The organism is Burkholderia sp. BE12 (assembly GCF_002959955.1).
Taxonomy (GTDB): domain Bacteria; phylum Pseudomonadota; class Gammaproteobacteria; order Burkholderiales; family Burkholderiaceae; genus Burkholderia.
Genome location: NZ_PREY01000023.1, coordinates 87,546 through 112,907 on the forward strand (window position 1 = coordinate 87,546; position 25,362 = coordinate 112,907).

Genomic DNA, 25,362 nt, shown 5'->3' on the forward strand with positions numbered 1-25,362 from the left:
AGCCAAACGCCGAGCCAAACGCCGAGCCAAGCGCCGAGCGCCGAGCGCCGAGCGCCGAGCGCCGAGCGCCGAGCGCCAAGTGCCGAGCCTAGCACTGAGCCAAGAGCCAAGCCGGCGTCGAAACCGCCCGGCAAGACGGGACCACCCCGCGAATAGCCCGCCGACTTCACCGTGAACGTGCCGGGGCAGCCGAGTTCGATGTTGCCGCCGTCAAGCTGGCGCCGCCGCTCCACTCGCGCGCTCCTTCTCCTCACGGTCTGCGAACGCTGTCCGGCCCCGCCCCCTTTCATCTTGCCCGCGCACTCGCCTGCGATCCGCCGTCGAAATCGGTCCTGAAAGCAAGACACGTTAAACTCTCACCTCGCGTGGTGCGCCGCCCGCACCCGCCATCCATCGCCAGCCGCGTGCCTTCGGGCCGCCCCCGACCCATGGAGTGAGTGTCAATGAGCGGCGGACTCCCGTTTCCCGCATCCCGCAAGTCGTTGCCGTCCTCGACGGTCTTCCTGATTCTCGCCGTCACAGCGTTGCTGTCCGGCTGCGGGCTGCTGCCGGTCCAGAACCCGCCCGCGCCGATCAGCGAGGCGCTCGTCGAGCCTGTCGAGGAAACCGCCGGCGAGCCGCTGACGATGCCGCCCGTGCCCGCGCCGACGCAACCGGAGGAACCGGAAGCGCCGAAGAAGCCGCACCGCGAGGTGACGCGGCCGAAGCCCGTGCAGCGCCCCGAATCGCCGACCCCGCCGCCGCCTCCGCCCCCGCCGCTCGTCGCGACGCGCGCGCTCGACCGCACCCAGATCCATGCGCTGCTCGACAGCGAAGTCGCGCGACGCAACGGCAAGGTAGTGGGCCGCGCGGTCGACATGGTGGTCGACGCGAGCGGCAAGCCGCGCGAAATGATCGTCAACCTGCAGGGCTTCATGGGGATCGGCGACCGCAAGGTCATCTTCCCGTGGAACGTGTTCCGCTTCACGCCGGGCGGCAAACAGGAGCCGATCGTGCTCGACGTGCCGTCGGGCGACCTGCCGCCGGCCGCGCGACCGAAGGCCGTGCCGCTGTCGGGTTCGCCCGCGGCGTCGCCGGCGACGCGACTGCCGATGCTCGACAGCGATGTCGAGCGCCCGAACGGCACGAAGATCGGCCGCATCGTCGACGTGCTGATCGACCGCGGCGCACAGCCGCAGGCCGTCGTGCTCGACCTCGGCGGGCTCGTCAATACCGACCGCCGGTCGATCGCCGCGAGCTGGGGCGCGCTGCGCTTCGTCACGCGCGACAAGGCGCTGCACCCGCAGCTCGACCTGAACGACGCCCAGATCAAGGCATCGCCGCCGTACGCGGCCGACAAGCCGATCGTCGCGGTCTTCCCGCCTGTTGCCCCGGCCGCGCCGGCTTCGTCTGCGAGTGCCACCCGATGACGATCAAGCATTCCGTCAGCGTTCGCAGTCTGCGCTCCCTCGACTGGCTCAACTTTTTCGTTGCAAACGTTCAAACCGGGTTCGGTCCGTTCATCGCGTCCTACCTCGCGTCGCACAAATGGACGCAGGGCGAGATCGGCATGGTGCTGTCGATCGGCACGATCAGCGCGATGGTCAGCCAGGTACCGGGCGGCGCGGCCGTCGACGCGCTGAAGAACAAGAAAGGCGCGGCCGCGTGGGCGATCGCGGCCATCATCCTGTCCGCGGTCCTGCTCGCATCGAGCCCGACGATCGTGCCGGTGATCGCCGCCGAGGTGTTCCACGGCTTCGCGAGCTGCATGCTGGTGCCGGCGATGGCCGCGATCTCGTTCTCGCTCGTCGGTCGCGCCGACCTCGGCGACCGGCTCGGCCGCAACGCGCGCTGGGCGTCGATCGGCAGTGCGGTCGCGGCGGGCCTGATGGGGCTGACCGGCGAATACTTCTCCGCGCGCGCGGTGTTCTGGCTGACCGCCGTGCTGGCCCTGCCCGCGCTGTTCGCGCTCGCGATGATCCAGCCGACGCACCAGGTGATTCCACAGTCGTCGAAGCCTGACGACCTCGACGAAACCGGCGAGCGCGAAACGCTGCTCGAATTGCTGCGCGACCGCCGGATGCTGATCTTCGCGGCCTGCGTCGTGCTGTTCCATCTGTCGAACGCCGCGATGCTGAACCTCGCGGCCGGCGAAGTCACGGCCGGGATGGGCGAAAACGTGCAGCTCGTGATCGCCGCGTGCATCATCGTGCCGCAGGCGATCGTCGCGATGCTGTCGCCGTGGGTCGGCCGCTCCGCGCAGCGCTGGGGGCGCCGGCCGATCCTGCTGCTCGGCTTCTCCGCACTGCCGGTGCGCGCGCTGCTGTTCGCCGGCGTCAGCAGCCCCTACCTGCTCGTACCGGTGCAGATGCTCGACGGCATCAGCGCGGCCGTGTTCGGCGTGATGCTGCCGCTGATCGCGGCCGACGTCGCGGGCGGCAAGGGCCGCTACAACCTGTGTATCGGGCTGTTCGGGCTCGCGGCCGGGATCGGAGCGACGCTCAGCACCGCCGTGGCCGGCTACGTCGCCGATCACTTCGGCAACGCGGTCAGCTTCTTCGGGCTCGCGGCCGCCGGTGCGCTCGCGGTGCTGCTGGTCTGGCTCGTGATGCCGGAAACCCGCGTCGAGAACGGCGATGCGACGGCCGGCGAACCGGCGGCCGCCTCGCCCGAACAGGCGCATTGACGGCGACGCGCCACCGCTCCCCGCTTCTCGGCCGATGCACGATGGATACGATCAGGACACTCAACGAAGCCCGCCAGCAGATTCAGCAGTCGATCTTCGATCTGTTCAAGGGGCTGTCATTCAGCGAGCGGCTCGCGCAAGGCGGGCTGATGGCGCTGCAGGCCGTCTGCGGCGCGTGCCTCGCGTATGCGATCGGCCGCGCGATGCATACCGAGCAGGCCGTGTGGGCGGCCATCACCGCGATCGCCGTCACGCAGCACAACTACTCGGACACGATGTCGCTGTCGCGCGACCAGTTCATCGGCGCGATGGTCGGCGGCATCCTCGGTTTCGCCGGTGCGGCGTTGGGCGGCGATCGCCTCGTCGCGTATGCGATCACGGTCGCGGTCGTGATCGTCTGCTGCTGGTGCCTGAACATCGGCAGCGCGGCACGGCTCGGCGGCGTGACCGCGACGATCGTGCTGCTGTTCCCGGGCAATGGCCCGCTGTGGGACGTTCCGCTGATCCGGCTCGGCGAAGTGACGCTCGGCACGGTGTGCGCGCTGGGTGTGTGCTGGGTGATGTCGAGAATCGAGCGGCGCTGGTTCCGCCGCGCGGCGGCAAAGTGACGCGGCTGTCGGGCAACGCGCCCGGCAGCCGGATGAACGATCGGAACGCTGCGTAACGGGTACGAACCGGGTTACGGACCGACCCGCAGCACGATGCCCGAGCCGATCTGCACGAGCAGGTAGTCGCCGCCGACGCCGACCCAGTGGTAGCCGCGCGGCGGCGCACTCAGGTGGTAGCCGCGCCAGTCGTCGACCACGTACTGGCGATCGCGGAACTCGTCCGGCAGCCGGTCGCCCCTGTGCCAGTCGCGGCGCGGCTGGTCGGCCCAGCGGGGCGGCACGTCGTCGTCCCGATGCATCGCCTGGCCCGGCGGCACGTGTTTCGGGCCGTGGCCGCGCTGCATGCCGGGGCCGCCGCGATCATCGCGATTGTCGTGGTTGCCGTGATCCTGCGCCATCGCCGCGGTGGCGGCGCAGCCCACCGCGATCAGTGCGGCCAGCATCATGCCGTGCATCTTCTTCATTGTCCTTCCCTCCGTGGTGTCGCGTCGAACAAGAAACGACCGGGACTGCCCGATGAAGACTAGCACACGGCATCGCGGCCGCATGACCGCGCGTCACGCCGCCTGCTGCTGGTACTGGATCCGGTGCAGGTGCGCGTAGAGGCCGCCGTGGCGCAGGAGTTCGTCGTGGCTGCCTTCCTCGACGATCTTGCCGGCCTCGAGCACGAGGATGCGGTCCGCGCGCTCGATCGTCGACAGCCGGTGCGCGATCACCAGCGTCGTGCGGCCTTCCATCAGCCGCTCGAGCGCGGCCTGCACGTGGCGCTCCGACTCCGAATCGAGCGCCGACGTCGCTTCGTCGAGGATCAGGATCGGCGCGTCCTTGTAGATCGCGCGCGCAATCGCGAGCCGCTGGCGCTGGCCGCCGGACAACCGCATCCCGTTGCCGCCGACCAGCGTATCGAGCCCGTCGGGCATCGCGGCGACCGCATCGGCGAGGTTCGCGGCCTCGAGCGCGGCCTGCACGCGCGCGCGGTCGGGTGTCTGGCCGTATGCGACGTTCGCGGCGATCGTGTCGTTGAACAGCACGACGTCCTGGCTGACCATCGCCATCTGGCTGCGCAGCGCGTGGAGATCGTAGTCGGGCACCGGCACGCCGTCGACCAGGATCGTGCCGTCCGTGGGGTCGAAGAAGCGCGGCAGCAGGTTCACGAGCGTCGTCTTGCCGCTCCCGGACGGGCCGGCCAGCGCGATCATTTCACCCGGCGCGACCTTGAACGAGATGCGGTCGAGCGTCGGCCGTTCGGCCGCGCCGTAGTCGAACGACACGGCGCGGAACTCGATCTCGCCGCGCGCCTGCGACAGCGGCCGCCCGCCGCCCCGCGGCTCGGCCGGCTCGTCGATCAGCCCGAAGATCAGCTCGGCGGCCGTCATCCCGCGCTGCAGCGGCTGGTTGACGTCGATCAAATGCTTGAGCGGCGAGATCACCAGCAGCATCGACGTGACGAACGCCACGAATCCGCCGACCGTCGTCTGGTCGTTCGACGACTGCACGACCGCGATCGTGATCACGACCGCGAGCGCGATCGACGCGAGGAACTGCGTGAGCGGCTGCGCGAGGCCGCCCGAGATCGTCATGCGCATCGCGTAGCCGCGCAGGCGCTTGCTCATCGCCGTGAAGCGGTCCATCTCGTACGCTTCGCCGTTGTGCACCTTGACGACCTTGTAGCCGCCGACCGTCTCCTCGACGATGTACGACAGCTCGTTGGTCAGCGTCTGGTGCTCGCGATTCAGGCGGCGCAGCCGGCGGTTGATCTTGCTGACGAGCCAGCCGATGCCCGGCAGGATCACCGCGACGATCAGCGTGAGCCGCCAGTTCAGGTAGAACAGGTAGCCGAGCAGGAAGATCACCGTCAGCGAGTCGCGCACGAGCGTGACCATCACGCCCGTCAGCACCGACAGGATCTGGTTGACCTCGAACACGATGGCGTTGATCACCGTGCTCGCGGTTTCGCGCTGGAAGAACGACGCGCCCGTGTGGAGCATCCGCTGGAACATCTCGAGCCGCAGCTGCAGCAGGATGCGGTTCGATACGTAGTTGAGCAGGTAATTCGATGCGTACTGCGATACGCCGCGCACGAGCGCGAGGCCGATCACCGCGATCGGCACGTACCACTTCGCGCGGTCGCTGCCGTGCGAGCCGAAGCCGTGGTCGAGCAGCGGCTTGAGCAGCGCCGGGATACCGGCTTCGGTGGCCGCGACGACGCCCATCGTCGCCACGGCGAGCACCACGATGCCGATGAGCGGCCGGATGTACGGCCACAGGCGCTTGAGGACCGTCACCGGCGAGGTGCCGGTGCCGTCCATCGGTTTGCGAAGAGTGTTCTGGGTTTCCAAGGCAATCCTTCTTGAGCCGCGATGCGGCGCCCGGCGCGTGGCCGCCCGGGTGTGCGCCCTCGTCGGGCGGGTGCCGAAAAGGGCTCAACATTATAGCTGCACCGCCCCCGCCGGCACGGCCATCGCCGATGCGGCCGGCGGCCGGCCCGACGGTATACTGCCGCTCACCGTTTTCTCCGCCTTTCCGACGATTTCATGGCTGAACCCTCCCTCGGCGTCGCCCTCATCGCCCTCAACGCGTCCGCGCGGCTCGCGCAGTGTCTCGATGCGCTGTCGTTCGCCGACGATATCGTCGTCGTCGACGGCGGCAGCACCGACGATACCGTCGCGATCGCCCAGGCGCACGGCGCGCGCGTGATCGTCGAGCGCGACTGGCCGGGCTTCGGCCCGCAGAAGAACCGCGCGCTCGACGCGCTCGGCACCGACTGGATTCTCTCGCTCGATACCGACGAAATCGTCACGCCGGAACTCGCGCGGTCGATCCGCGACGCGATCCGCGCGCCGGCCGCGCAGGTCTATGCGCTCGACCGGCTGTCGAGCTTCTGCGGCCAGTGGATCCATCACAGCGGCTGGTATCCGGACTGGGTGCCGCGGCTGTTCCGGCGCGGCACCGCGCGGTTCTCGGACGATCTCGTGCACGAGCGCCTCGTGTTCGAGACCGCCGCGCAGCGCCTGCCCGGCAAGCTGATGCACTACTCGTACGAGGATTTCGAAACGGTCGTGCGCAAGCTCGACGCGTATTCGACGGCCGGCGCGCGCCAGCGCCGCGCGGCCGGCCAGCGCGGCGGCTTCGGCAAGGCGCTCGGCCGCGGCGCCTGGGCGTTCGTGCGCACCTACGTGCTGCGGCGCGGGTTCCTCGACGGCCGCGCCGGCTTCATGATTGCCGTGTTCAACGCGGAAACCGTGTATTACCGTTTCCTGAAGCTCGGTCACGAACCGGCCCGCTAGGCGCCCGCCGGCGCGCGGCCGGCCCGGCGTTACAATGCCGGGTTGCGCGCACCGCGCGTGCCCGCCCGAGCGGCTGCGCCGCGCGCCGCCCGCCACGACGACCACCGAATCCGACCGCCATGTTCTCCATCATCATCCCGACCTGGAACAACCTGCCGTACCTCAAGCTCGTCGTCGACAGCCTGCGCCGGCATTCCGCGTACGACCACCAGATCATCGTGCACGTGAACGACGGCTCGGACGGCACGCTCGACTGGGTGCGCAACGAAGGGATCGAACACACCGCGTCGCCGACCAACATCGGCATCTGCCATGCGGTCAACCTGGCCGCGGCGCGCGCCGCGCGCGACTACGTCGTCTACATGAACGACGACATGTTCTGCTGCCCGGGCTGGGACACGGCGCTCGTGCGCCGCATCGAACAGATGCCGACCGATCTGTTCATGCTGTCGGGCACGATGATCGAGCCGGTCGACACGCGCAACCCATGCGTGGTCGTCAGCAATTTCGGCCGCGACGCCGAGCAATTCGACGCGGCGGGCCTCGTCGCCGCGACCCCGAAGCTGGCGCGCGCGGACTGGCTCGGCTCGACCTGGCCGCCGACGCTCGTGCACCGCGACTGGTGGAACCGCATCGGCGGCTACAGCAGCGAGCTGTCGCCGGGCATGAGCAGCGACAACGACTTCTCGATGAAATTCTGGGACGCCGGCTGCCGGATCTTCATCGGTGTCGGCGACAGCCTCGTGTACCACTTCCAGCAGAAGAGCACCGGCAAGATCGTCAAGAACGACGGCCGCCGCCAGTTTCTGAACAAATGGGGCATGACCCAGGCGACGTTCGACCGCTACTACCTGCATCGCGGCGAGCCGCTCGGCACGCGGATCGCGCTCGATACGCCGGCCGTGGAAGGCCGCCTCAAGCGCGCTCTGTTGCGCTCGCGGATCAAGCGCGCATTCAGCTGATCGCGCCCCGAAAACCGCACGGAAACCTGTCCTGCTTCGCGTATACTGCGCCGTTCGTCCCGGATCTCCCGCCGGGGCGCGCGGCGCGGTGCACGCTGTCCGCGAGCCGCATTCGTCCATACGACAGGTTCCGATGCTTTCGTTTTCCACTCCCGCCACGCGGCGCCTGACCGCCGCCCGTGCATTCGCCGTCGCCGCGCTCTGCATGGTGCCCGTCTCGACCGCGCTGACCAACGTGTTCTGCGGCCTGTTCGCCGTCGCGCTCGTGATCTCCCCCGAATTCTGGCGCGACCTGCGCTCGTTCGTCACCGAGCCGGCTTCGCTCGCGGCGCTGCTCATTCTGGCCGCGCTGGCCGTGAGCGTCACCTATACGGTCGCGCCGCACAACAAGGCGTGGAACTGGGTCGCGAAGTACGACAAGCTGTTGCTGCTGCCGTTCGCCGTGCTCGCGTTCCGTCATTCGAACTGGGCGCCGATCGTGCGGCGCTGCTGGTTCGGCACGCTGTGCGTGATCCTGCTGCTGTCGACGACCAACTACCTTGGGCTGACCGCGATCGGGCCGGCGCATGCGACCCAGTTGCCGCTGTCGCGCGCATGGGTGTTCAAAAACCACATCGCCGCCGGCATGTTCGGGGCGTTGCTCTTTTACCAGGCAGCCGATCTCGCGCTGGCGGCCCGCACGATGCCCGCCCGTGCCGCGTATGCGGGCATCGCCGCGTGGTCGCTCGTCAACGTGTTCGTGATGCTGCAAGGACGCACGGGGCAGGTGATCGCGCTGTTGCTGATCCTCGTCGTCGCCGTGCGTTTCGTGCTGTTGCTGCGCCGGCAGTCCGCCTTGCGCGCAGGGCTCGCCGCCGGCATGCTCGTCCTCGTCGGCGCCGCGCTCGTGGTCGCCGCCTGCACGGTTCACAACGGCCGGTTGACGAAGGTCGTAACGGAAGTGCAGCAATACCGGCAGAGCGATGCGGCCACGTCGACCGGGCTGCGCCTCGAGTGGTACAAGAAAGGGTTCGAGCTGTATCGCCAGCGCCCCGTGATCGGCTACGGCGCGGGCGGCCTCGAATCCGAATTCGAGAAGCTCACGGCCGGCAAGACGGCGGCCGAAGGCCAGCTCACGTCGAACCCGCACAATGAATACCTGCTGATGGCCGTGCAGCTCGGCTCGCTCGGCGTGCTGCTGTTCATCAACCTGATCGTGCAGATCGCGCGCGGCAGCCGCACGGTCGATCCGCGCTCGCGGCACTTGCTGCTCGCATGGCTCGCGATCTTCGCGATCGGCAGTCTCGCGAATTCGCTGCTGCTCGATTTCGCCGAAGGGCACCTGATCGTGCTGCTGGCCGGCATCCTGCTCGGTTGCGGCGAACGCGGCGAAGCGCTGCCGCGCGAAACGTCGGCGATCCGGCGCAGCATGTAACGCACGCCGGCATACGTTCCGCTGCCGTGCCGACCGGTTCGGCGGCAGCGGACATCCACCGTCGATGCCGGGGAGCCGCTTGGTTCGCCGCGAAACACGCGCCCTGCCAACGAAGCAAAACGCGCGTTTGCCGTGCGTCAGTCGGATCCGGCGCGGCGCAGCCGCGACGTGTCGACGACGATGTCGGCCGGGCCCGGCGAATTCAGCCCGAGCATCTCGGCAGCCGCGGCCTTCACGCGCTGCGCACCGAGATGGACGAGGCAGTCGCTGCGGCTGTCGACATGACGCTCGCAGCCTTCGTGCCGGCACGGCACGCAATCGCCCTCCCCTTGCAGCAGCCACACGTTCCCGTGCCGGCCCGAGCCGCGCAGCGACCACGGATTCGCGGTCGCGGGCCAGTGCTGCGGCCACGGCCCCCAGCGCACGGGGTCGGACGGCCCGAACAGTGCAATCGTGTCGGTGCCGGTCGCGGCCGCGACGTGCGTCGCGCCGGTGTCGGGCCCGATGAAGAGCCGCGCGCGCCGTACGAGCTCCGCGCTCTCGCCGAACGTCAGGCGGCCCACCAGGTTCAGCACGTCGCCGCCCGCCTCGGTCGCGACCTCCTCCGCATACTCGCGCTCTCGGTCGGCCGGCCCGCCCGACAACGCGACCGCGAAGCCCTGCTCGCGCAGCCAGCCGATCATTTCGACCCAGCCGTCGAGCCGCCATTGCTTGTAACGGAACATCGGATACGGATGCAGCACGACCAGCGGCTTGCCGGCGCGGATCGCGGGCGACTCGGCGAGCCACGCGTCGAAACGCGCGCGCCGCGCGGGATCGTCGCCGATGCCGGGCGCGACGACCTCGGACACCGGCTCGATGCCGATCACCGGCGCGAGTGCGAGCGTACTGACGACCGTATGCGCGGATTCGTGGTGATTGATCGCGATCCCGTTCAGCATCATCCGCGTGAGCCACGTGACGCGGTTCGGGTCGACGAGGCCGACCCGCTTGCGGCCGGCGAACCAGCTATAGAAACGCGGCCGGTCGGAACTCAGCGCCGCGCACGCGAGATCGTAGCGGCGCCACATCGACAGCGCGTCGCGCAACCGCTCGCCAAATCCCGCGCGCTGCGCGACCACGATCACGCGCCGCACGTCCGGATTGTGCTCGAGCACGCCCTCGGTGCCGCGAAACACCAGCATGTCGATCTGCGCGTCCGGCCAGCGGGCCTTCAGCGATCTTACGAGCGGCGTCGTCAGCAGCACGTCGCCGATACGGCGCGGCGCGGCAACGAGTATGGTTCTGGGCGGACGGACGGAAGAAAACAGGGCCACGGCGATCGTCTGGCTGGCTGAACAAGGCTGGCAATGTACAGGATTTTGCAGCAGGCGGCGCGGCGTCGCGCACCGGCCGTGCAGGCTACCGCGATGCGGCCCTGCCAGCGGTGCGGTGCGCGCGGCGCTACGAAGCGATCGTCACGATCGCGGGCGCCGTGGCGGCGGCCGGCTGCTCGGGCGCCGTGTCGGCCGCAGCATCGTCGCGATGGCCTCCCTCCGGCAGCAGGTGGCGCACCGCGCGCTCGACCGCATCGACGCCGATCGCATCGACGGTCGGGCCCGCGCGCAGGATCACGTGCGGCACGCCAAGCGGATGCCAGCGCAGGTATTTCTCGGGACGGTCCTCGAACAGTGCGGCCACCGGTACGCCGAGCGCCGACGCAAGATGGACGGGCGCGCTGTCGGCCGAGACGATCGCGTCGAGCAGGCTCGCGGCCGCCACCAGTTCGGCGACCGACGCAGGCGCGACATGCCGTGCATTCACGTCGCGCCATAGCTCGTCTTCGGCAGCCTGGCCGATGGCCGGATCGCGAAACACGATGACATCCGCGACAGGGGCGAGCCGCTCGCCGAGGTCGCGCCAGCGGTCGGCGGGCCAGCGGCGCTCGACCGCCTTGTTCGACACGAACAGCCCGACGCGCCGCTTCGTGCGCGCACCGAGCAGACGATGCCACGCTTCCTGCAGCGCGCGATCGGGATGAACCGACAGCTCAAGACGGTCGAGATCGGCGCAACCGAGTTCGGGCACCAGGCGGAAACCCGACAACGCTTCGTGGCACATCGGCCGCTGCGCGACATGCTCGGGCTTGCGATCGTCGAATTCGGTCCTGGCATCGTGCCAGCGGCAATCCTTCGCGCGAAGCTGGCGCGCGAACTGCATGCTGCTGCGATGCATGCCGCCGTTCGGCACGATCACGAGGTCGAACCGCAAGCGGCGCAGACGGCGCACGAGTCGCAGCCGGTCGAAAAATGCACGCATCCGGCCGGGACGGTCGTTGCGCTCGCACTGGCGGCTGTACACGTAGGTGTGGATCGTGTGCACGTGCGGGTTTCCGGCCAGCGCGGCCGCGTTGTAGCGGTTCGCGACCACATGCAGCTCCGCACCCGGCCAGCGCGCCTTCAGCGCGCGGAGAAACGCCGTCGTGCACAGCATGTCGCCCAGAAAATCGATCCGGATCACGAGGATCCGCTGCGGCGGGTTTCCATTGGCCATGGTCATGTGGTGACAATCAGTTTTTATCGTCGCGGCGGGCCGTTCCACGGCATCCCGGTCGAAGGCGGCGCTGGCGAGCGTTGCCACGCGCCGGCATGGACCCGCTCCTGTTTATGCATGCTACCGGCGCGGCGGCGCTCGCCGTGCGAACCGGTGGCTGGCGCCCCGTTCGTATGGTCAGCGCGGGATTGTATAGCGTCCGGATGGCCAGCCCAAGACCCAATTACCCTCGCACGTGAAAACGGCCCGCCGCATCGCGCGATGGCGATGCAACGGGCCGCCTGTACGCGACACCCGCCGAAGCGGGGTGCGGTCAGTACGTGATTTCGACGACGCTGCCGTCGAACGTCGCACGCAGCTCCGCCAGCAGCACATCGCTCGGCTTCACTCGCCAGGCGTCGCCCAGACGCATTTCGCCTTGCGCGCGCGCGTTGCTGTAGTGGATCTGGACTGCAAGCCCGTTCGGCAGCGGCGCCTGCGGACGCCGACCGCCATCGCGGCCGCCGCCGCGCGGCGCGGGCGCTTCGACCACCTTCGCCGCGGCCGGATCGTCCTTCGACACGTGCGGCTCGAGCACGCGGCGCAGCGCGACCGCGTCGGCGTTGCCGTTCATCGTCAGCCGCACGGCCTGCGCATAGCGGCTGCGCGCGCGCTCGAGATCCATCACGGTATCGGCCGTGAAGCGAATGCCGCCCGTGAACGCATCGTTGCGCGCCTGCCCCTGCACGATCAGCAGCTCATCCTCCTTGAACAGCGCCTTGTTCGCCTCGAACTGTTCGTTGAAGATCGTGATCTCGCACTGGCCCGAGCCGTCGTCGAGCAGCGCGATCAGCATCTTGCCGCGCTGGGTCATCTGCGTGCGCAGCGACGCGATGATGCCGGCGAGGAGCTTGTCGCGCCCCTCCTTCAGATCGCCGACCTTCTGTCGCACGAAGCGGCGCACTTCGTCTCGATACGCATCGAACAGGTGGCCGGACAGGTAGAAACCGAGCGCGGCCTTTTCTTCCTGCAGACGGCGCTTGTCGTCCCACGCGGGTTCGTCGACGAGCGCGTGCGCATGCGGCGACTCGGCGCCCATGTCGAACAGGCCGGCCTGCATCGCGTTCGCTTCGGCCTGATCGGCCGCTTCCATCGCGAGCGGCACCGACGCGATCAACTGCGCACGGTTCGGGTTCAGCGAATCGAACGCGCCGGCGCGGATCAGCGCCTCGACCGTGCGGCGGTTGACGACGCGCCGATCGATCCGTTCGCAGAAGTCGAACAGGTCGGTGAATGCCTTTTCCTCGCGGGCGCGCAGGATTTCCTCGATCGCGTTCTGGCCGCTGCCCTTCACCGCGCCGAGGCCGTAGCGAATCGTGCGCGAGCGCTTGCCGTCGGCTTCCGCGACCGGCTCGAACCGGTAATGCGACTGGTTGATGTCCGGCGGCAGCACGACGAGGTTGTTCACGACGCAGTCGTCGAACAGGATCTTCACCTTGTCGGTGTCGTCCATCGCGAGCGTCATGTTGGCCGCCATGAATTCGGCCGGATGGTGCGCCTTCAGCCACGCGGTGTAATACGCGAGCAGCGCATACGCGGCCGCGTGCGACTTGTTGAAGCCGTAGCCCGCGAACTTCTCCATCAAGTCGAAGATCTCGTCGGACTTCTCGCGCGTGAGGCCGTTCTTCGCCGCACCCTCGGCGAAGATCTCGCGGTGCTTGGCCATCTCCTCGGGCTTCTTCTTGCCCATCGCGCGACGCAGCAAGTCCGCGCCGCCGAGCGAGTAGCCGCCGATGATCTGCGCCATCTGCATCACCTGCTCCTGATAGACCATGATGCCGTAGGTCTCTTTCAGGACGGGTTCGACGCGCGGATCCGGATAGTCGACCTTCTCGCGCCCGTGCTTGCGTGCGCAGAAGCTCGGGATCAGATCCATCGGACCCGGACGGTACAACGACACGAGCGCGATGATGTCCTCGAAGCGGTCGGGCTGCGCATCCTTCAGCATGCCCTGCATCCCGCGACTTTCCAGCTGGAACACCGCGACCGTGTTGGCCTTCTTCAGAATCTGGAACGAGGCCGGATCGTCGAGCGGCACCTGCGCGAGCGACCAGTCGGCCTTCGACGGATCGAGGCGGCGAATGTAGCGCTCGGCCCAGTCGAGGATCGTCAGCGTGGTGAGACCCAGAAAGTCGAACTTCACGAGGCCGACGGCTTCGACGTCGTCCTTGTCGTACTGGCTGACCACGCCGCCGTCGTCGCCCTGCGTGTACAGCGGGCAGAAATCGGTCAGCTTGCCGGGCGCGATCAGCACGCCGCCCGCGTGCATCCCGACGTTACGCGTGAGGCCCTCGACGCGCTGCGCGAGATCGAGCAGCTGGTGCACTTCGTCCTCGTGGTCGTAGCGCTCCTGCAGCTGCGGCTCTTCCTTCATCGCGTCGGCAATCGTCACATGCTTGCCGGGCTTGAACGGAATCAGCTTCGCGACGCCGTCGGTGAACATGTAGCCGAGGTCGAGCACGCGGCCGATGTCGCGCACGGCCGCCTTCGCGGCCATCGTGCCGAACGTGGCGATCTGCGAGACGGCGTCCGCGCCGTATTTCTCCTTCACGTACTGGATCACGCGATCGCGGCCGTGCTGGCAGAAGTCGATGTCGAAGTCGGGCATCGACACGCGTTCCGGGTTCAGGAAGCGCTCGAACAGCAGGTTGTAGCGCAGCGGATCGAGGTCGGTAATGCCGAGCGCGTACGCGACCAGCGAGCCGGCGCCCGAGCCGCGGCCCGGGCCGACCGGCACGCCGTTGTTCTTCGCCCAGTTGATGAAGTCCGCGACGATCAGGAAGTAGCCGGGGAAGCCCATCTTCGTGATGGTCCCGCACTCGAATTCGAGGCGCTTGTAGTACGTGTCGCGCTGCGCGTCGCGCTCGGCTTCGACCGGATACAACTGCGCGAGGCGAGTCTCGAGCCCTTCCTTCGACAGCTGGACCAGATAATCGTCGAGCGACATGCCGTCGGGGGTCGGAAACAGCGGCAGTTTCGGTTTGCCGAGTTCGAGCTTCAGGTTGCAGCGCTTCGCGATCTCGACCGTGTTCGCGATGGCCGACGGCAGGTCGGCGAACAGCGCGACCATGTCGTCCTGCGTGCGGAAATACTGGTCGGTCGTGAAACGCTTCTGGCGCCGCGGGTTCGCGAGGATGTCGCCTTCCGAGATGCACACGCGCGCCTCGTGCGCGGTGAAATCGTCGTCGGTCATGAACTGCGTCGGGTGCGTCGCGACGACCGGCAGCTTCAGCGACGCGGCGAGCGTCGCGGCCTGCTGGATGTACGCCTCGGCGCCCGGCTGGCCGTAACGCTGCAGCTCGATGTAGAAGCCGCCCGGAAACACCCGCGCCCAGCGCTCGGCGTGACGGCGCGCGGCGTCTTCGTTGCCCGCGGCCAGCGCGAGCCCGATATCGCCCTGTTGCGCGCCCGACAGCGCGAGCAGCCCCTGCGCGAGCTCGCCGTCGAGCCAGCTCGCGTCGAGTTCCGCGCGGCCGCGGTACTGGTTCGTGAGCCATGCCTTCGACAGCAGCTCGCAGAGATTCAGGTAACCGACCTTGTCCTTGACCAGCAGCAGCAATCGCGACGGCTTGTCGCGGTCGTCGGGATTGGCAATCCAGACGTCGCAGCCGGCGATCGGCTTGATGCCCTTGCCGCGGGCTTCCTGGTAGAAACGGACGAGACCGAATGCGTTGCCGAGATCGGTGAGCGCGAGCGCGCCCTGACCGTCCGCGGCCGCCGCGTTGACGATGTCGTCAATGCGCACGATGCCGTCGGCGATCGAGAATTCGGAGTGAACGCGAAGATGGACGAAGCGAGGATCTGACATGGGCGCTATTGTAGCCGCCTCGCCGCGCAGGCTGCCCAAAAAATGCCCGCTTTGGCCGTTCGGCCGATGCACGCGGCGACGCGTCGCGCGGTTGGCCGATCGGCCGGGTACCGATGCCCGCGCCGTTTGCGGGATAATACGGTTTTTCGAATCAACGCCCCGGCTTCGCACCCTTTTTTGCGGGCCGCCGTGCGGCCGTTTTCCCGTCGGACCATCATGACCATCGTCAACCTCGCCGCCTACCACTTCGTCTCGCTCGACGCGAACGAGCAATGGCGCCCGCTCGTCACCGCCCGCTGCAACGAACTCGGCCTGCGCGGCACGATCCTGCTCGCGCCGGAAGGCATCAACCTGTTCGTCGCCGGCACGCGCGAAGCCGCCGACGCGTTCATCGCATACATCCGCCACGATCCGCTGTTCGAAGGCAAGTTCGCGACGCTGCAGTTCAAGGAAAGCCTGTCCGACTCGCAGCCGTTCCGCCGCATGCTCGTGCGCCTGAAGCGCGAGATCATCACGATGAAGAAGCCCGCGATCAAGCCGGAACTCGGCCGTGCGCCGTTCGTCGACGCGCGCACGCTGAAGGCGTGGCTCGACCGTGGTCACGACGATACCGGCCGCCCGGTCGTGATGCTCGACACGCGCAATGCGTTCGAAGTCGACGTCGGCACGTTCGACAACGCGCTCGACTACCGGATCGACAAGTTCAGCGAATTCCCGGAAGTGATCGACGCGAACCGCGCCGACCTCGAAGGCAAGACGGTCGTGTCGTTCTGCACCGGCGGCATCCGCTGCGAGAAGGCCGCGATCCACATGAAGGAAATCGGCATCGACAACGTGTACCAGCTCGAAGGCGGGATCCTGAAGTACTTCGAGGAAGTCGGCGGCGCGCACTATCACGGCGACTGCTTCGTGTTCGACTACCGCACCGCGCTGAACCCGCAGCTCCAGCCCACCGAGAACGTCACGTGCTTCGCGTGCCGCGCGGTCGTCACGCCGGAAGCGCAACAATCGCCGAGCTACGTGTCCGGCAAGTCGTGCCCGGCCTGCGCACCGGCAGCCAGCGCCGCGTAACGGCGCGTCGCACCGCGCCCCGCCGATGAACCACGGCTATCGCGGCCGCTTCGCGCCATCGCCCACCGGCCCGCTGCACTTCGGCTCGCTGGTCGGCGCGCTCGCGAGCTGGCTCGACGCACGCGCGCACGGCGGCACCTGGCTCGTGCGCATCGAGGATCTCGACGGCCCCCGCACGGCGCCCGGCGCGGCTGACGACATCCTCGCGACGCTCGCCCATTTCGGCATGACACCCGACGAGCCGCCCGTCTGGCAGAGTACGCGCGACGCGGCCTACACGGCCGCGCTCGAGCGGCTCGTCGCGGCGGGGCTCGTGTATCCGTGCGGCTGTACACGCAAGGAAATCGCCGATTCGCTGCGCTCCGCCCATGAACGCCACACGACGCTCGCGTATCCGGGCACCTGCCGCACCGGTCTGCACGGCAAGCCCGCGCGCGCATGGCGACTGCGCGTGCCGGACGGCGACGACGCGCTCATCGCGTTCGACGATCGCTGGCAGCACACGCAATCGCAGAACCTCGCGACCGAAGTCGGCGATTTCGTGCTCAAACGCGCGGACGGCCAATGGGCGTATCAGCTCGCGGTCGTCGTCGACGATGCCGACGCCGGCATCACGCACGTCGTGCGCGGCGCCGACCTGCTCGATTCGACCGCGCGCCAGATCTATCTGCAGCGCTGCGTCGGCGTGCCGACTCCCGAGTACCTGCACGTGCCGGTCGTCGTCGATGCCAACGGCGAAAAGCTCAGCAAGCAGACCGGCGCGACGGCGCTCGAACGCAACGATCCGCTGCCGGCGCTGCGGGCCGCGGCCGCACATCTCGGACTGTCGAACGATGGCGATCTACCGGGCGATACGATCGACGCGTTCCACGCGGCCGCGACCGATGCGTGGGCGCGTCGCTTCGGGCCGCGCGCCGGTTGAATCGCGGGCACGGCACCGGCCCATGCCGACTACGTTCCCGCATCGGTCAGCGTCGAATCCGATCGCATGAACGCGTGATGGAAACTTGAGCGCCACATCCGCCACGACACCGCATCGAAATATCCAGCCCGCGACAAGCAATCGCCCCCGCACGCACGCTCCGCCCCGATCGTCCGGCCCAATGAAAAACGGGCACATGCTTGTCGCATGCACCCGCCTGTCCGGCAGCACTCACGTGCCGCCCTGCCGCTTCGTCCCGCTTACGCCGACGGCTTGCGCGGCATTCCGAACCCGCCGAGCAGCGCGGCGACCTGACGCTTCGGCCCTTTCTTCTCGGGCTGCTGCTCGGCCGACGTGTCGTCCGGCTGCTTCGCCGACGCCGACGGCTCGTACGGTTTCAGGAAGAAATCGTCGACCGGCGCTTCGTGGCGGCGATGATGGCCACCACGCTCGGAACTGCCCGACCGGCGACCCGATGCACCGCGATGCTCGTCGCGCTCGCGCCGACCGCCCCGCTCGCCACCGCGTTCGCCACCACGCTCGCTGCTGCGCTCACCGGCACGCTCGCCTCCGCGCTCACCGCCGCGCTCGTCGTGACGCTGGCGCGCCGGCTTGTCGAGCCTGAGCGTCTGCACTTCGAGCGGACGCTTGATCAGCTTCTCGATATCGGCGAGCTGCTTGCGCTCGTTCGGGCTGCACAGCGACAGCGCGTCACCCGTCGCCCCCGCACGACCGGTACGGCCGATCCGGTGCACGTAGTCTTCCGCGCTGAACGGCAGGTCGAAGTTGATCACGGCCGGCAGCTCGGCAATGTCGAGACCGCGCGCGGCCACGTCGGTCGCGACCAGCGCCTCGATTTCGCCGCGCTTGAACGCGTCGAGCGCCTGCATCCGCTCGAGCTGCGTCTTGTCGCCGTGAATCGCCGACGCGACCACGCCGTCGCGCTCGAGGTTGCGCGCGAGGCGACTCGCGCCGATCTTGCTGTTGCAGAACACGATCACCTGCTTGAGGCCGCGATCGCGCAGCAACTGCACGACGGCCGCCTGCTTGTCGCCTTCGGCGACGTCGTAGACGATCTGCGTGACGTTCGCGTTCGTCGAGTTGCTGCGCGCGACCTCGATCGTCTGCGGGTTGCGCAGGTAGGTCGACGCGAGCTTCTTGATTTCGCCCGAGAACGTGGCCGAGAACAGCAGCGTCTGACGCTCCTTCGGCAGCAGGTTCAGGATGCGCTGCAGATCGGGCAGGAAGCCCATGTCGAGCATCCGGTCGGCTTCGTCGAGCACGAGGATCTGCACCTGGCCGAGGTTCGCCGTCTTTTGCTGCACGTGGTCGAGCAGGCGGCCCGGCGTCGCGATCAGGATCTCGACGCCGCGGCGCAGTTCGGCCGATTGCGGGTTCATGTCGACGCCGCCGAACACCACCGCGCTGCGCAGCGGCGTGTGCTTCGCATACGCGTGCACGTTCGCGGCGACCTGGTCGGCGAGTTCGCGGGTCGGCGTGAGGATCAGCGCCCGCACGGGGTGGCGCGCCGGTGACGCGCTCGTGCTGGCCTGCGGCAGCAGGCGCTGGATGATCGGCAGCGAGAAGCTCGCGGTCTTGCCGGTGCCCGTTTGCGCGGCGCCCATGACGTCGCGGCCGGCGAGCACGACCGGAATGGCCTGGGCCTGAATCGGCGTCGGCGTCGTATAGCCCTGCTCCACGATGGCTTTCAGGATATCGGCGGCAAGGCCGAATTGGTCGAAGGTTGCGTCGACGGGCTTGGCGACAGAATCGGACATGGTGGCGTTTCGCTCAAAAGGCGCGGCGGGGACATCGTGCGTCAGGCCGGCCGGGCCTGCGCTCATCACAATTCGGAAATAGACGGAACCGCGGCGCGCCGCGCGGCGCCGCTCTGGCGTTTGGGACCGGTTCAATGCGAACGCTGGACGCCAAGCCGTGCGGACTCCGTTCGGCGCGAATGCCGGCGGAAAGGGCCGTATTGTAGCACCGTGCGGGCATCTGTCCGTGACAACGCCGCGAACGACCACGACCGCCGCACGCGCGGCGTGCCCCTCGGGCCCGTGCGGCCGGGTAACTGGCCGATCGGGCTATCCGTACCGGCCGGCGAACAATATTAGGGGCTCGATCCAGACATCCCGTACCGACATGCCCGTCGCCCGCCCCGTATCGGGCCTTCAGCCCGGCAGCCGGACAACCGGACAACCGGTCCGAATACGCTCCGCGAGCGCGCCCGCCGCTCAGCCCTTCTTCTTTTTCTTCTCGATCTGCACGCAGTCGCCCAGCAGCGGCGGCGACTGCGGGTCGGCGATCTCGTCGCGCAGTGTCGCTTCCTTGCCCTTCGTCCACCACGTATAGCGGCCGGCCTGGTAGCGCGCGCCCGACGCCGACACCGTATCGACGAACAGCATCTGCTTGCCGTCCACCGGCACGAGCGCGAAGCTCTGGCCGTTGCCCGCGAGCCAGTACGACACGCGCACGGGCGGCTTGTGGTTCGCGCACTGGTAGACGGTTTGCTGGCGCGCGTCGGCGTCGATCTCCTCGACGGTCAGTTGCGCGGCATGCGCGACGGAAACGGCGGTGCCGGCGAACGCAAGCGCGGCGACGGTTTGGCGAATCATGCAGGTCCTCTCACGAGACGGGTGGAAACGCGCCCTCGCGGGGCGCGGTTATTGTTGACTGGATTGGCGGGAAATCGCGCCGGCTGCCGGGATCAGGGATCGATCACGTCCGCGCACGCGTCGGTCGGCGCCGCGGCGATATGGCCGACGAGCGGCACGATCTTGAGCCCGGCCGACGCCACCCGGCACGGCGCGGCCGCGACGCCGCAGCCCGCGAGACTCGCGACGAGCGCCAGCGCGGCGCCCAGCTTTCCGATACGCAACCATCGCGACGTCATCGTCCTCTCCTCGTTCCGTCAGCGCGCCGACACGGGTCGGACGGCCGCGGCAGCGCGCTTCGCGCGTTCGCGGGCTTCGTCGACGGTCGCACCGGTCGCCAGCGCGACGCCCATGCGCCGCTTCGCAAAACTTTCCGGCTTGCCGAACAGGCGCAGGTCCGCGCCCGGCACCGCAAGCGCGTCGCGCACGCCTTCGAACGCGATCCCGCGCTCGTCGAGGCCGCCGTAGATCACCGCCGACGCGGCCGGCGTGCCGAGCGCCGGATCGACCGGCAGCCCGAGAATCGCACGCGCGTGCAGCTCGAATTCCGACTGGCGCTGCGATGCGAGCGTGACGAGGCCCGTATCGTGCGGCCGCGGGCTCACCTCGGAGAACCATACGTCGTCGCCGCGCACGAACAGCTCGACGCCGAATATCCCGCGCCCGCCGAGCGCCTCGGTCACCTTGTGTGCGATCTCGCGCGACTTCTCGAGCGCCGCCGCGCTCATCGGCTGCGGCTGCCACGATTCGACATAGTCGCCCGCCACCTGCACGTGGCCGACCGGTTCGCAGAAATAGGTGCGCGTGTCGAGCGTCGCCGGATCGATCGCGCGCACGGTCAGTTGCGTGATCTCGTAGTCGAAATCGACGAAGCCCTCGACGATCACGCGGCCGTGGTTCACGCGCCCGCCCGCCATCGCGTAGTCCCACGCGGGTTTCACGTCGGCGTCGGTCTTCACGACCGACTGCCCCTTGCCCGACGACGACATCACGGGCTTCACGACGCACGGCATGCCGATCTTCGCGACGGCCGCGCTGAAGGCCTCGAACGAATCCGCGAACGCATACGGGGAAGTCGGCAGGCCGAGCTCCTCGGCCGCGAGCCGGCGGATCCCTTCGCGATTCATCGTGAGCTGCGTCGCGCGCGCGGTCGGGATCACCTCGGCGAGGCCGGCCGCCTCGATCGCCGCGAGTGCGTCGGTGGCGATCGCCTCGATCTCGGGGACGATCAGGTGCGGGCGTTCGGCTTCGACGACGGCCCGCAGCGCGGCCGGGTCCGTCATGTCGATCACGTGCGCGCGATGCGCGACCTGATGGCCCGGCGCGTCCTGATAGCGGTCGACCGCGACGACTTCGACGCCGAGACGCTGCAACGCGATGATGACTTCCTTGCCGAGTTCGCCGGCGCCGAGCAGCATGACGCGCGTGGCCGAGGGCGAAAGCGGCGTACCGAGCCGCTGACCGATCTGCATGTGATTTCCCGCTGGTTCTGTTGGAGGACGAAAACGGCTTCGATGTTAACACGGGCATCCGGGCCGGTTTGGGCGGTTTGGCCCCGCCCGCGCCGGGTCGCGCGAGGCCCGCGGGCGGGCCGCGAACGTTTTCATGCGCGAAGTGTCGGCTCGCCTGCCGCGGGGCGGGTGCGTTACTCTTACGCCTTGATCAGAATCCGAAGAGGAACGAGGCTCATGTCCCACCTGTCCGCGGCCGCACGCGCACGCACCGGCCTGCTTCGCCCGTTGCGCGCGCCGCTTTGCGCGTTGACGCTTGCCACGCTTCTCGCCGCCTGTGCGATGCCGACCCATCCCGATTCCGCCGCCCCCGCGCCCGACCCGTACAACCCGGCCGCCGTCCAGCTGCTCGACGACACGAACTGGGAGCTCACCAGTTGGGTGAACGCCGACGGCACGCAACGCACGATCCCGCACGGCGACAACGGCGAGCCGATCAAGCTCGCGCTGTCGACCGACTCGGGCATCCGGCGCGCAAGCGGGTTCTCGGGCTGCAACCGCTACATGGGCACCTACGCGATCAAGAACGGCCTGCTGAGCTTCGGCCCGCTCGCCGGTACGCGAATGGCCTGCCCGAACACGCTCGGCGGCCAGCTCGAATCCGCGTACCTCGACGCGCTCGCTCACGTCGAGAAGACCGGCGTGCAGATGCGCGCCCCCCAGCAATTGCAGATCGTGACCCAAGCCGGCGCAACGCTGACGTTCACGCACCGGAGCCCTTGATGTAAGGCGCGCGCGAAGGCCGACCGACCGCCTTCGCGTGGCGCGCCACGCGCACGTGCAACCCACGTGCGTCGCGCGGCGTGAATCGAAATCACGCCGCGTTAGAGTCTTGTTCGCCGGCCGGTTAAACTCGGCGGGTCGCGCCCCGCGCGCCCCGCCCCTCTCCAGTTTCAAAGCATGCACACGGTTGTCTTCGGCTGGTTCGGCATCTCCGCCGTCTGGTTCCTCCTTCTCTTCTGGCGTCTCGTGCAGTCGATGCTGCCCGGCGGCGGCGGGCTCGCCGGCCGCGGCTCGATCCGTCTGTGGCTCGGCTTCACCGCAGTATTCGTCGCAAGCTGCACGCTGACGAGCCCGCTGTCCGGGCCCGACACGAACGCGCTCGGCCATGCATGCTCGGCCGGCTTCGCTCACCTGCTCGGCCCGATCGGCACGCCGGTCGCGATGGTCGTGCTGTTCTTCGCCGGCTTGCCGTGGCTGACCGGCATCGGCTGGCGGCAGTTCGCCGCGTGGGTCGACACGTCGTTCGGCGTCAAGCTGTCGCGCGACGGCGGCGACGACGACGCGCGCGGGATCGCCGACCTGCCGCGTAGCGCGCTGCATCGCGACGACGACGTCGTGCAGCCGACCACCGCGCACACCGTCAACTCGATGGCGCCGCGCCAGAACGGCCGGTATTCGCGCCCGACGGTGTGGAAACCCGATCCGCAGGCGCGACCGAAGCCGCGCAGCAAGACGCCGCCCCGCCCCCTTGCCGAGCCCGTCGCGCCGTCGGGCTGGCTGAAGCCGACCGCACCGCAGCGCACGCCGGCGACGCCCGCGCCGATCCCGGCCAGCGCGATGCCGCCGCCGACTACCGGCAGCACCGCCAGCCTCGCGCGCGCCGCGGCGAACGCGCAAGTGCCGCGCCCCGCGCCCGCTCCGCTTCCGGTCGGATTCGAACCCGTCCGGCCGCGTCCGACCGCCGCGCGGCCGGCCACCGCCACGCTGACGCAGACGGCGCCGCGCGCCACGGTCACGCCGCGACCGGCCGGTACGCAGCCGCAGCGTGCGCCGGTGCGCCCGGTCGCGGGATCGGCGGCAGCCGGTCTGACGCCGGACGCGGCACGACGCCGCCAGGCGCCGCCGGCGCCGGCGCGCGCGCCGCTCTATGCGTGGACCGAGAAGCCGGCCGCGCCGATCACGCCGGCGCCGAGCGTTCACGACACGCTGCGCTCGATCGAGGCCAGCACCGCGCAATGGGCGTCGCTCGGCGGCGCGCCGGCCGATGCCACGCACGCGGCGGCGGCAGCCGTTGCCGTGGCCGGCGTAGCCGCGGCAGCTGGCAGCACGGCCGCGCCGGCATCGGCGGCCGCGTCGAACGCGTTCGTCCCCGCGGCGCACGACATCGCAGCCCGGGACGCCAATGGCCCGGCCGAACACGATGCCGCGCCCGCTTACGACGACGGCGCGCCGATCGTGCTCGACGCCTTCATGCCGGCGGAATCCGGCATCGCGCAGGCTTCGGGTGTCGATTCGTCCACCCCGGCGTCCGACGACGCAACACAGCCCGCGCGACCGGATACCAGCATCGACGATCGCGCATTTGCGCATCACGCCGACGACGAAATCCGTCGCGTCGACGATGCGGCCGCCGCGCCGGCATTCGGGTTCGCAGCCGCGCCGTCGTTCGACGCCCCCATCGACGTCGCGCCTTGGGAAGATGTCGTCAGCCGGCCGGTTTCCGCGCTCGACGTGTCGACCGACAACCCGACTGCCGAGTCGCCGGCACATACCGCGGAATCGATATCCGCTCATTCGGCGTTCGCACAAGCAGGCAATGCAGCGGTTCGCGACCTCGGCACCGGCAAGCCGACCGGGTCGGTCGATATTGACGACAAGGACGACGCACGATCGGCGCCTGCAATCGATCGCGTTGCACCGGCCTACCTGCGTCAACCGGCTGCCGATGCGCACGCCGACGTGAAGCCGCCGGCCGACGGCATCGTTCCGTTCGCTGCCCTGCCCTCTTCGTCGATTGCGGCAACGTCCGCACCGGCCGTATCGAATCCCGCACCGGAAGCCGGCAAGCCGGTCGAGCCGGAGCCTGCTGCACCGCTGTCGGCCATCGCTCAACGCGCGACGCCCGCCCCCACGTATTGGACACCTTCGTCGGCGCAGCCCACCCCGACACAGACGACCGTCTCCGCCGAATTGCCGACATCACCGGCGGTTCAGCCGTTTGCCGCGGCATCGACAGCGTCGGCCGTCGCTGCATCGCCGCTGGCCGGCACGGCTCATGGTTCGACCGCACAAGCGTCCGCACCGGCTTCCGCATCGAGCATCGCGCCCGTCGTCGCCGCCGTTGCACCGGTCGGCGTAACCGGCACGGCGTCCGCTTCGCCGTCGCAACCGGCCGCATCGGCACCGCCCGTTACTTCCGCCGCGTCGGCGGCGCCGGCCGGTGTCGCGGGCATGACTTACGGTTCGCTCTCCCGCGCTTCGACGCCCGCATCGACCGATGCGCCCGCCGTGACGCCATCGGCGACCGGCGCATCGGGTTCGACGTTCGGTTCGACCGAGCAGGCGCCCGCCACCGCGACACCCGCGACTTTCACGTCAGCGCCCGTCACTGCACCGTCGTCCGCGTCGGGATCGGCCTTTCCGGTCGACACGGCAACCCCGTCGACCGGCACGACGATCTTCGCTACATCCGGCTCATCGGGCACGGTCGCGCCGCAGCCGGCCGTCAGCCTGCCCGTGTCGCCAACCGCGTCCGCCCCGGCGTCACCGTCCTTCAGCGTGATCTCGCCGACGACCACGGCCGCCGCCGCTCCGGCTCACCCGATCGCAGGCTCGCCTGCCGGTGCGGCCGGATCGCCGATGTCGATCGGTGCAACCGCTGCGACGCAGGCTCCGGCGATCGCGTCCGTCCCCCTGGCAGTCGCAGCCCAGACGTTCACGACACCGCCCGCCCCTGCCGCGTCGTCGGCAAGCTGGTCGATGTTGCATGACGTGAGCGCAACGCCGGCCGCGACACCGCACGCGACACCCATCCCCGGCGCGAACCTCTCGCCCATGCCGGCAGCCGCGGTTTCCGCGCCGACATCGCCCGCTACCCCGTCGACTGGCGCACCGGCCACCGAAGCCATCGAGGCAGCCGAACCGGCCCCGGTCGCCCCCGCCC

18 protein-coding genes and 1 pseudogene are annotated in these 25,362 nt (G+C 69.1%); 10 read left to right on the forward strand and 9 right to left on the reverse strand.

Features of this window, described 5'->3' with window-relative positions:
- Positions 1–443 precede the first annotated feature (443 nt).
- The 3 genes from C4B30_RS24195 to C4B30_RS24205 are packed head-to-tail and all read left to right on the forward strand — an operon-like array spanning position 444 to position 3,273.
- Positions 444–1,409 carry a PRC-barrel domain-containing protein gene (locus C4B30_RS24195; RefSeq protein ID WP_027785033.1) on the forward strand — a complete coding sequence of 322 codons (966 nt, stop codon included), beginning with the start codon at positions 444–446 and terminating at the stop codon, positions 1,407–1,409.
- Positions 1,406–2,665, forward strand: a complete 1,260-nt coding sequence (locus C4B30_RS24200) for an MFS transporter (RefSeq protein ID WP_027785034.1) — start codon at positions 1,406–1,408, stop codon at positions 2,663–2,665. The genes C4B30_RS24195 and C4B30_RS24200 overlap by 4 nt, the downstream gene beginning before the upstream one ends.
- Positions 2,666–2,706: 41 nt before the next feature.
- Positions 2,707–3,273 carry an FUSC family protein gene (locus C4B30_RS24205; RefSeq protein WP_027785035.1) on the forward strand — a complete coding sequence of 189 codons (567 nt, stop codon included), beginning with the start codon at positions 2,707–2,709 and terminating at the stop codon, positions 3,271–3,273.
- A 71-nt stretch (positions 3,274–3,344) separates the two neighbouring features.
- On the opposite strand, the gene C4B30_RS24210 is transcribed toward C4B30_RS24205, so the two are convergent.
- Complete coding sequence (locus tag C4B30_RS24210) at positions 3,345–3,737, reverse strand: RcnB family protein (protein ID WP_027785036.1); 393 nt, start codon at positions 3,735–3,737, stop codon at positions 3,345–3,347.
- Positions 3,738–3,830: 93 nt separating this feature from the next.
- The gene (gene msbA, locus C4B30_RS24215; RefSeq protein ID WP_034185430.1) at positions 3,831–5,582 is read right to left on the reverse strand and encodes a lipid A export permease/ATP-binding protein MsbA; all 1,752 of its coding nucleotides are present in this window, start codon (positions 5,580–5,582) and stop codon (positions 3,831–3,833) included.
- A gap of 225 nt (positions 5,583–5,807) precedes the next feature.
- On the opposite strand from msbA, the gene C4B30_RS24220 reads away from it, so the two are divergent.
- The 3 genes from C4B30_RS24220 (at position 5,808) to C4B30_RS24230 (ending at position 8,936) form a co-directional block, all read left to right on the forward strand.
- A complete protein-coding gene (locus C4B30_RS24220; RefSeq protein WP_027785038.1) occupies positions 5,808–6,560 on the forward strand; it encodes a glycosyltransferase family 2 protein in 753 nt (250 codons plus the stop codon).
- Between the two features lie 119 nt (positions 6,561–6,679).
- Entirely contained in the window at positions 6,680–7,522 is an 843-nt protein-coding gene (locus C4B30_RS24225) for a glycosyltransferase family 2 protein (protein WP_027785039.1), read from the forward strand.
- Between the two features lie 133 nt (positions 7,523–7,655).
- Positions 7,656–8,936 carry an O-antigen ligase family protein gene (locus C4B30_RS24230; protein ID WP_027785040.1) on the forward strand — a complete coding sequence of 427 codons (1,281 nt, stop codon included), beginning with the start codon at positions 7,656–7,658 and terminating at the stop codon, positions 8,934–8,936.
- Positions 8,937–9,073: 137 nt separating this feature from the next.
- Here the strand turns inward: C4B30_RS24230 and C4B30_RS24235 are convergent, their stop codons facing one another.
- The 3 genes from C4B30_RS24235 to dnaE form a co-directional block, all read right to left on the reverse strand.
- Complete coding sequence (locus C4B30_RS24235) at positions 9,074–10,252, reverse strand: glycosyltransferase family 9 protein (protein WP_027785041.1); 1,179 nt, start codon at positions 10,250–10,252, stop codon at positions 9,074–9,076.
- Between the two features lie 127 nt (positions 10,253–10,379).
- Positions 10,380–11,468: a glycosyltransferase family 9 protein gene (locus C4B30_RS24240; protein WP_027785042.1), complete on the reverse strand. Its 1,089-nt coding sequence runs from the start codon at positions 11,466–11,468 to the stop codon at positions 10,380–10,382.
- 313 nt (positions 11,469–11,781) lie between these two features.
- Positions 11,782–15,315, reverse strand: a complete 3,534-nt coding sequence (gene dnaE, locus C4B30_RS24245) for a DNA polymerase III subunit alpha (RefSeq protein WP_027785043.1) — start codon at positions 15,313–15,315, stop codon at positions 11,782–11,784.
- Positions 15,316–15,531: 216 nt separating this feature from the next.
- Between dnaE and C4B30_RS24250 the strand changes: the two genes are divergently transcribed.
- Both C4B30_RS24250 and gluQRS read left to right on the forward strand, forming a co-directional pair.
- Positions 15,532–16,386 carry a sulfurtransferase gene (locus C4B30_RS24250; RefSeq protein ID WP_027785044.1) on the forward strand — a complete coding sequence of 285 codons (855 nt, stop codon included), beginning with the start codon at positions 15,532–15,534 and terminating at the stop codon, positions 16,384–16,386.
- Between the two features lie 25 nt (positions 16,387–16,411).
- Positions 16,412–17,308 carry a tRNA glutamyl-Q(34) synthetase GluQRS gene (gene gluQRS / locus C4B30_RS24255; protein WP_027785045.1) on the forward strand — a complete coding sequence of 299 codons (897 nt, stop codon included), beginning with the start codon at positions 16,412–16,414 and terminating at the stop codon, positions 17,306–17,308.
- 260 nt (positions 17,309–17,568) lie between these two features.
- Here the strand turns inward: gluQRS and C4B30_RS24260 are convergent, their stop codons facing one another.
- The 4 genes from C4B30_RS24260 to purT form a co-directional block, all read right to left on the reverse strand.
- Entirely contained in the window at positions 17,569–19,152 is a 1,584-nt protein-coding gene (locus C4B30_RS24260) for a DEAD/DEAH box helicase (protein ID WP_034185431.1), read from the reverse strand.
- A 393-nt stretch (positions 19,153–19,545) separates the two neighbouring features.
- Positions 19,546–19,926 (reverse strand): MliC family protein, encoded by a 381-nt coding sequence (locus C4B30_RS24270; protein ID WP_027785047.1) that lies wholly within the window; start codon positions 19,924–19,926, stop codon positions 19,546–19,548.
- A gap of 92 nt (positions 19,927–20,018) precedes the next feature.
- Positions 20,019–20,204, reverse strand: a complete 186-nt coding sequence (locus tag C4B30_RS24275) for a DUF6726 family protein (RefSeq protein WP_027785048.1) — start codon at positions 20,202–20,204, stop codon at positions 20,019–20,021.
- Positions 20,205–20,222: 18 nt separating this feature from the next.
- Positions 20,223–21,437: a formate-dependent phosphoribosylglycinamide formyltransferase gene (purT, locus tag C4B30_RS24280; protein WP_027785049.1), complete on the reverse strand. Its 1,215-nt coding sequence runs from the start codon at positions 21,435–21,437 to the stop codon at positions 20,223–20,225.
- Between the two features lie 216 nt (positions 21,438–21,653).
- On the opposite strand from purT, the gene C4B30_RS24285 reads away from it, so the two are divergent.
- Positions 21,654–22,199, forward strand: a complete 546-nt coding sequence (locus C4B30_RS24285; RefSeq protein ID WP_027785050.1) for an META domain-containing protein — start codon at positions 21,654–21,656, stop codon at positions 22,197–22,199.
- A 177-nt stretch (positions 22,200–22,376) separates the two neighbouring features.
- Positions 22,377–25,362 (forward strand): annotated as a pseudogene (locus C4B30_RS24290) (DNA translocase FtsK); the annotation flags it as partial.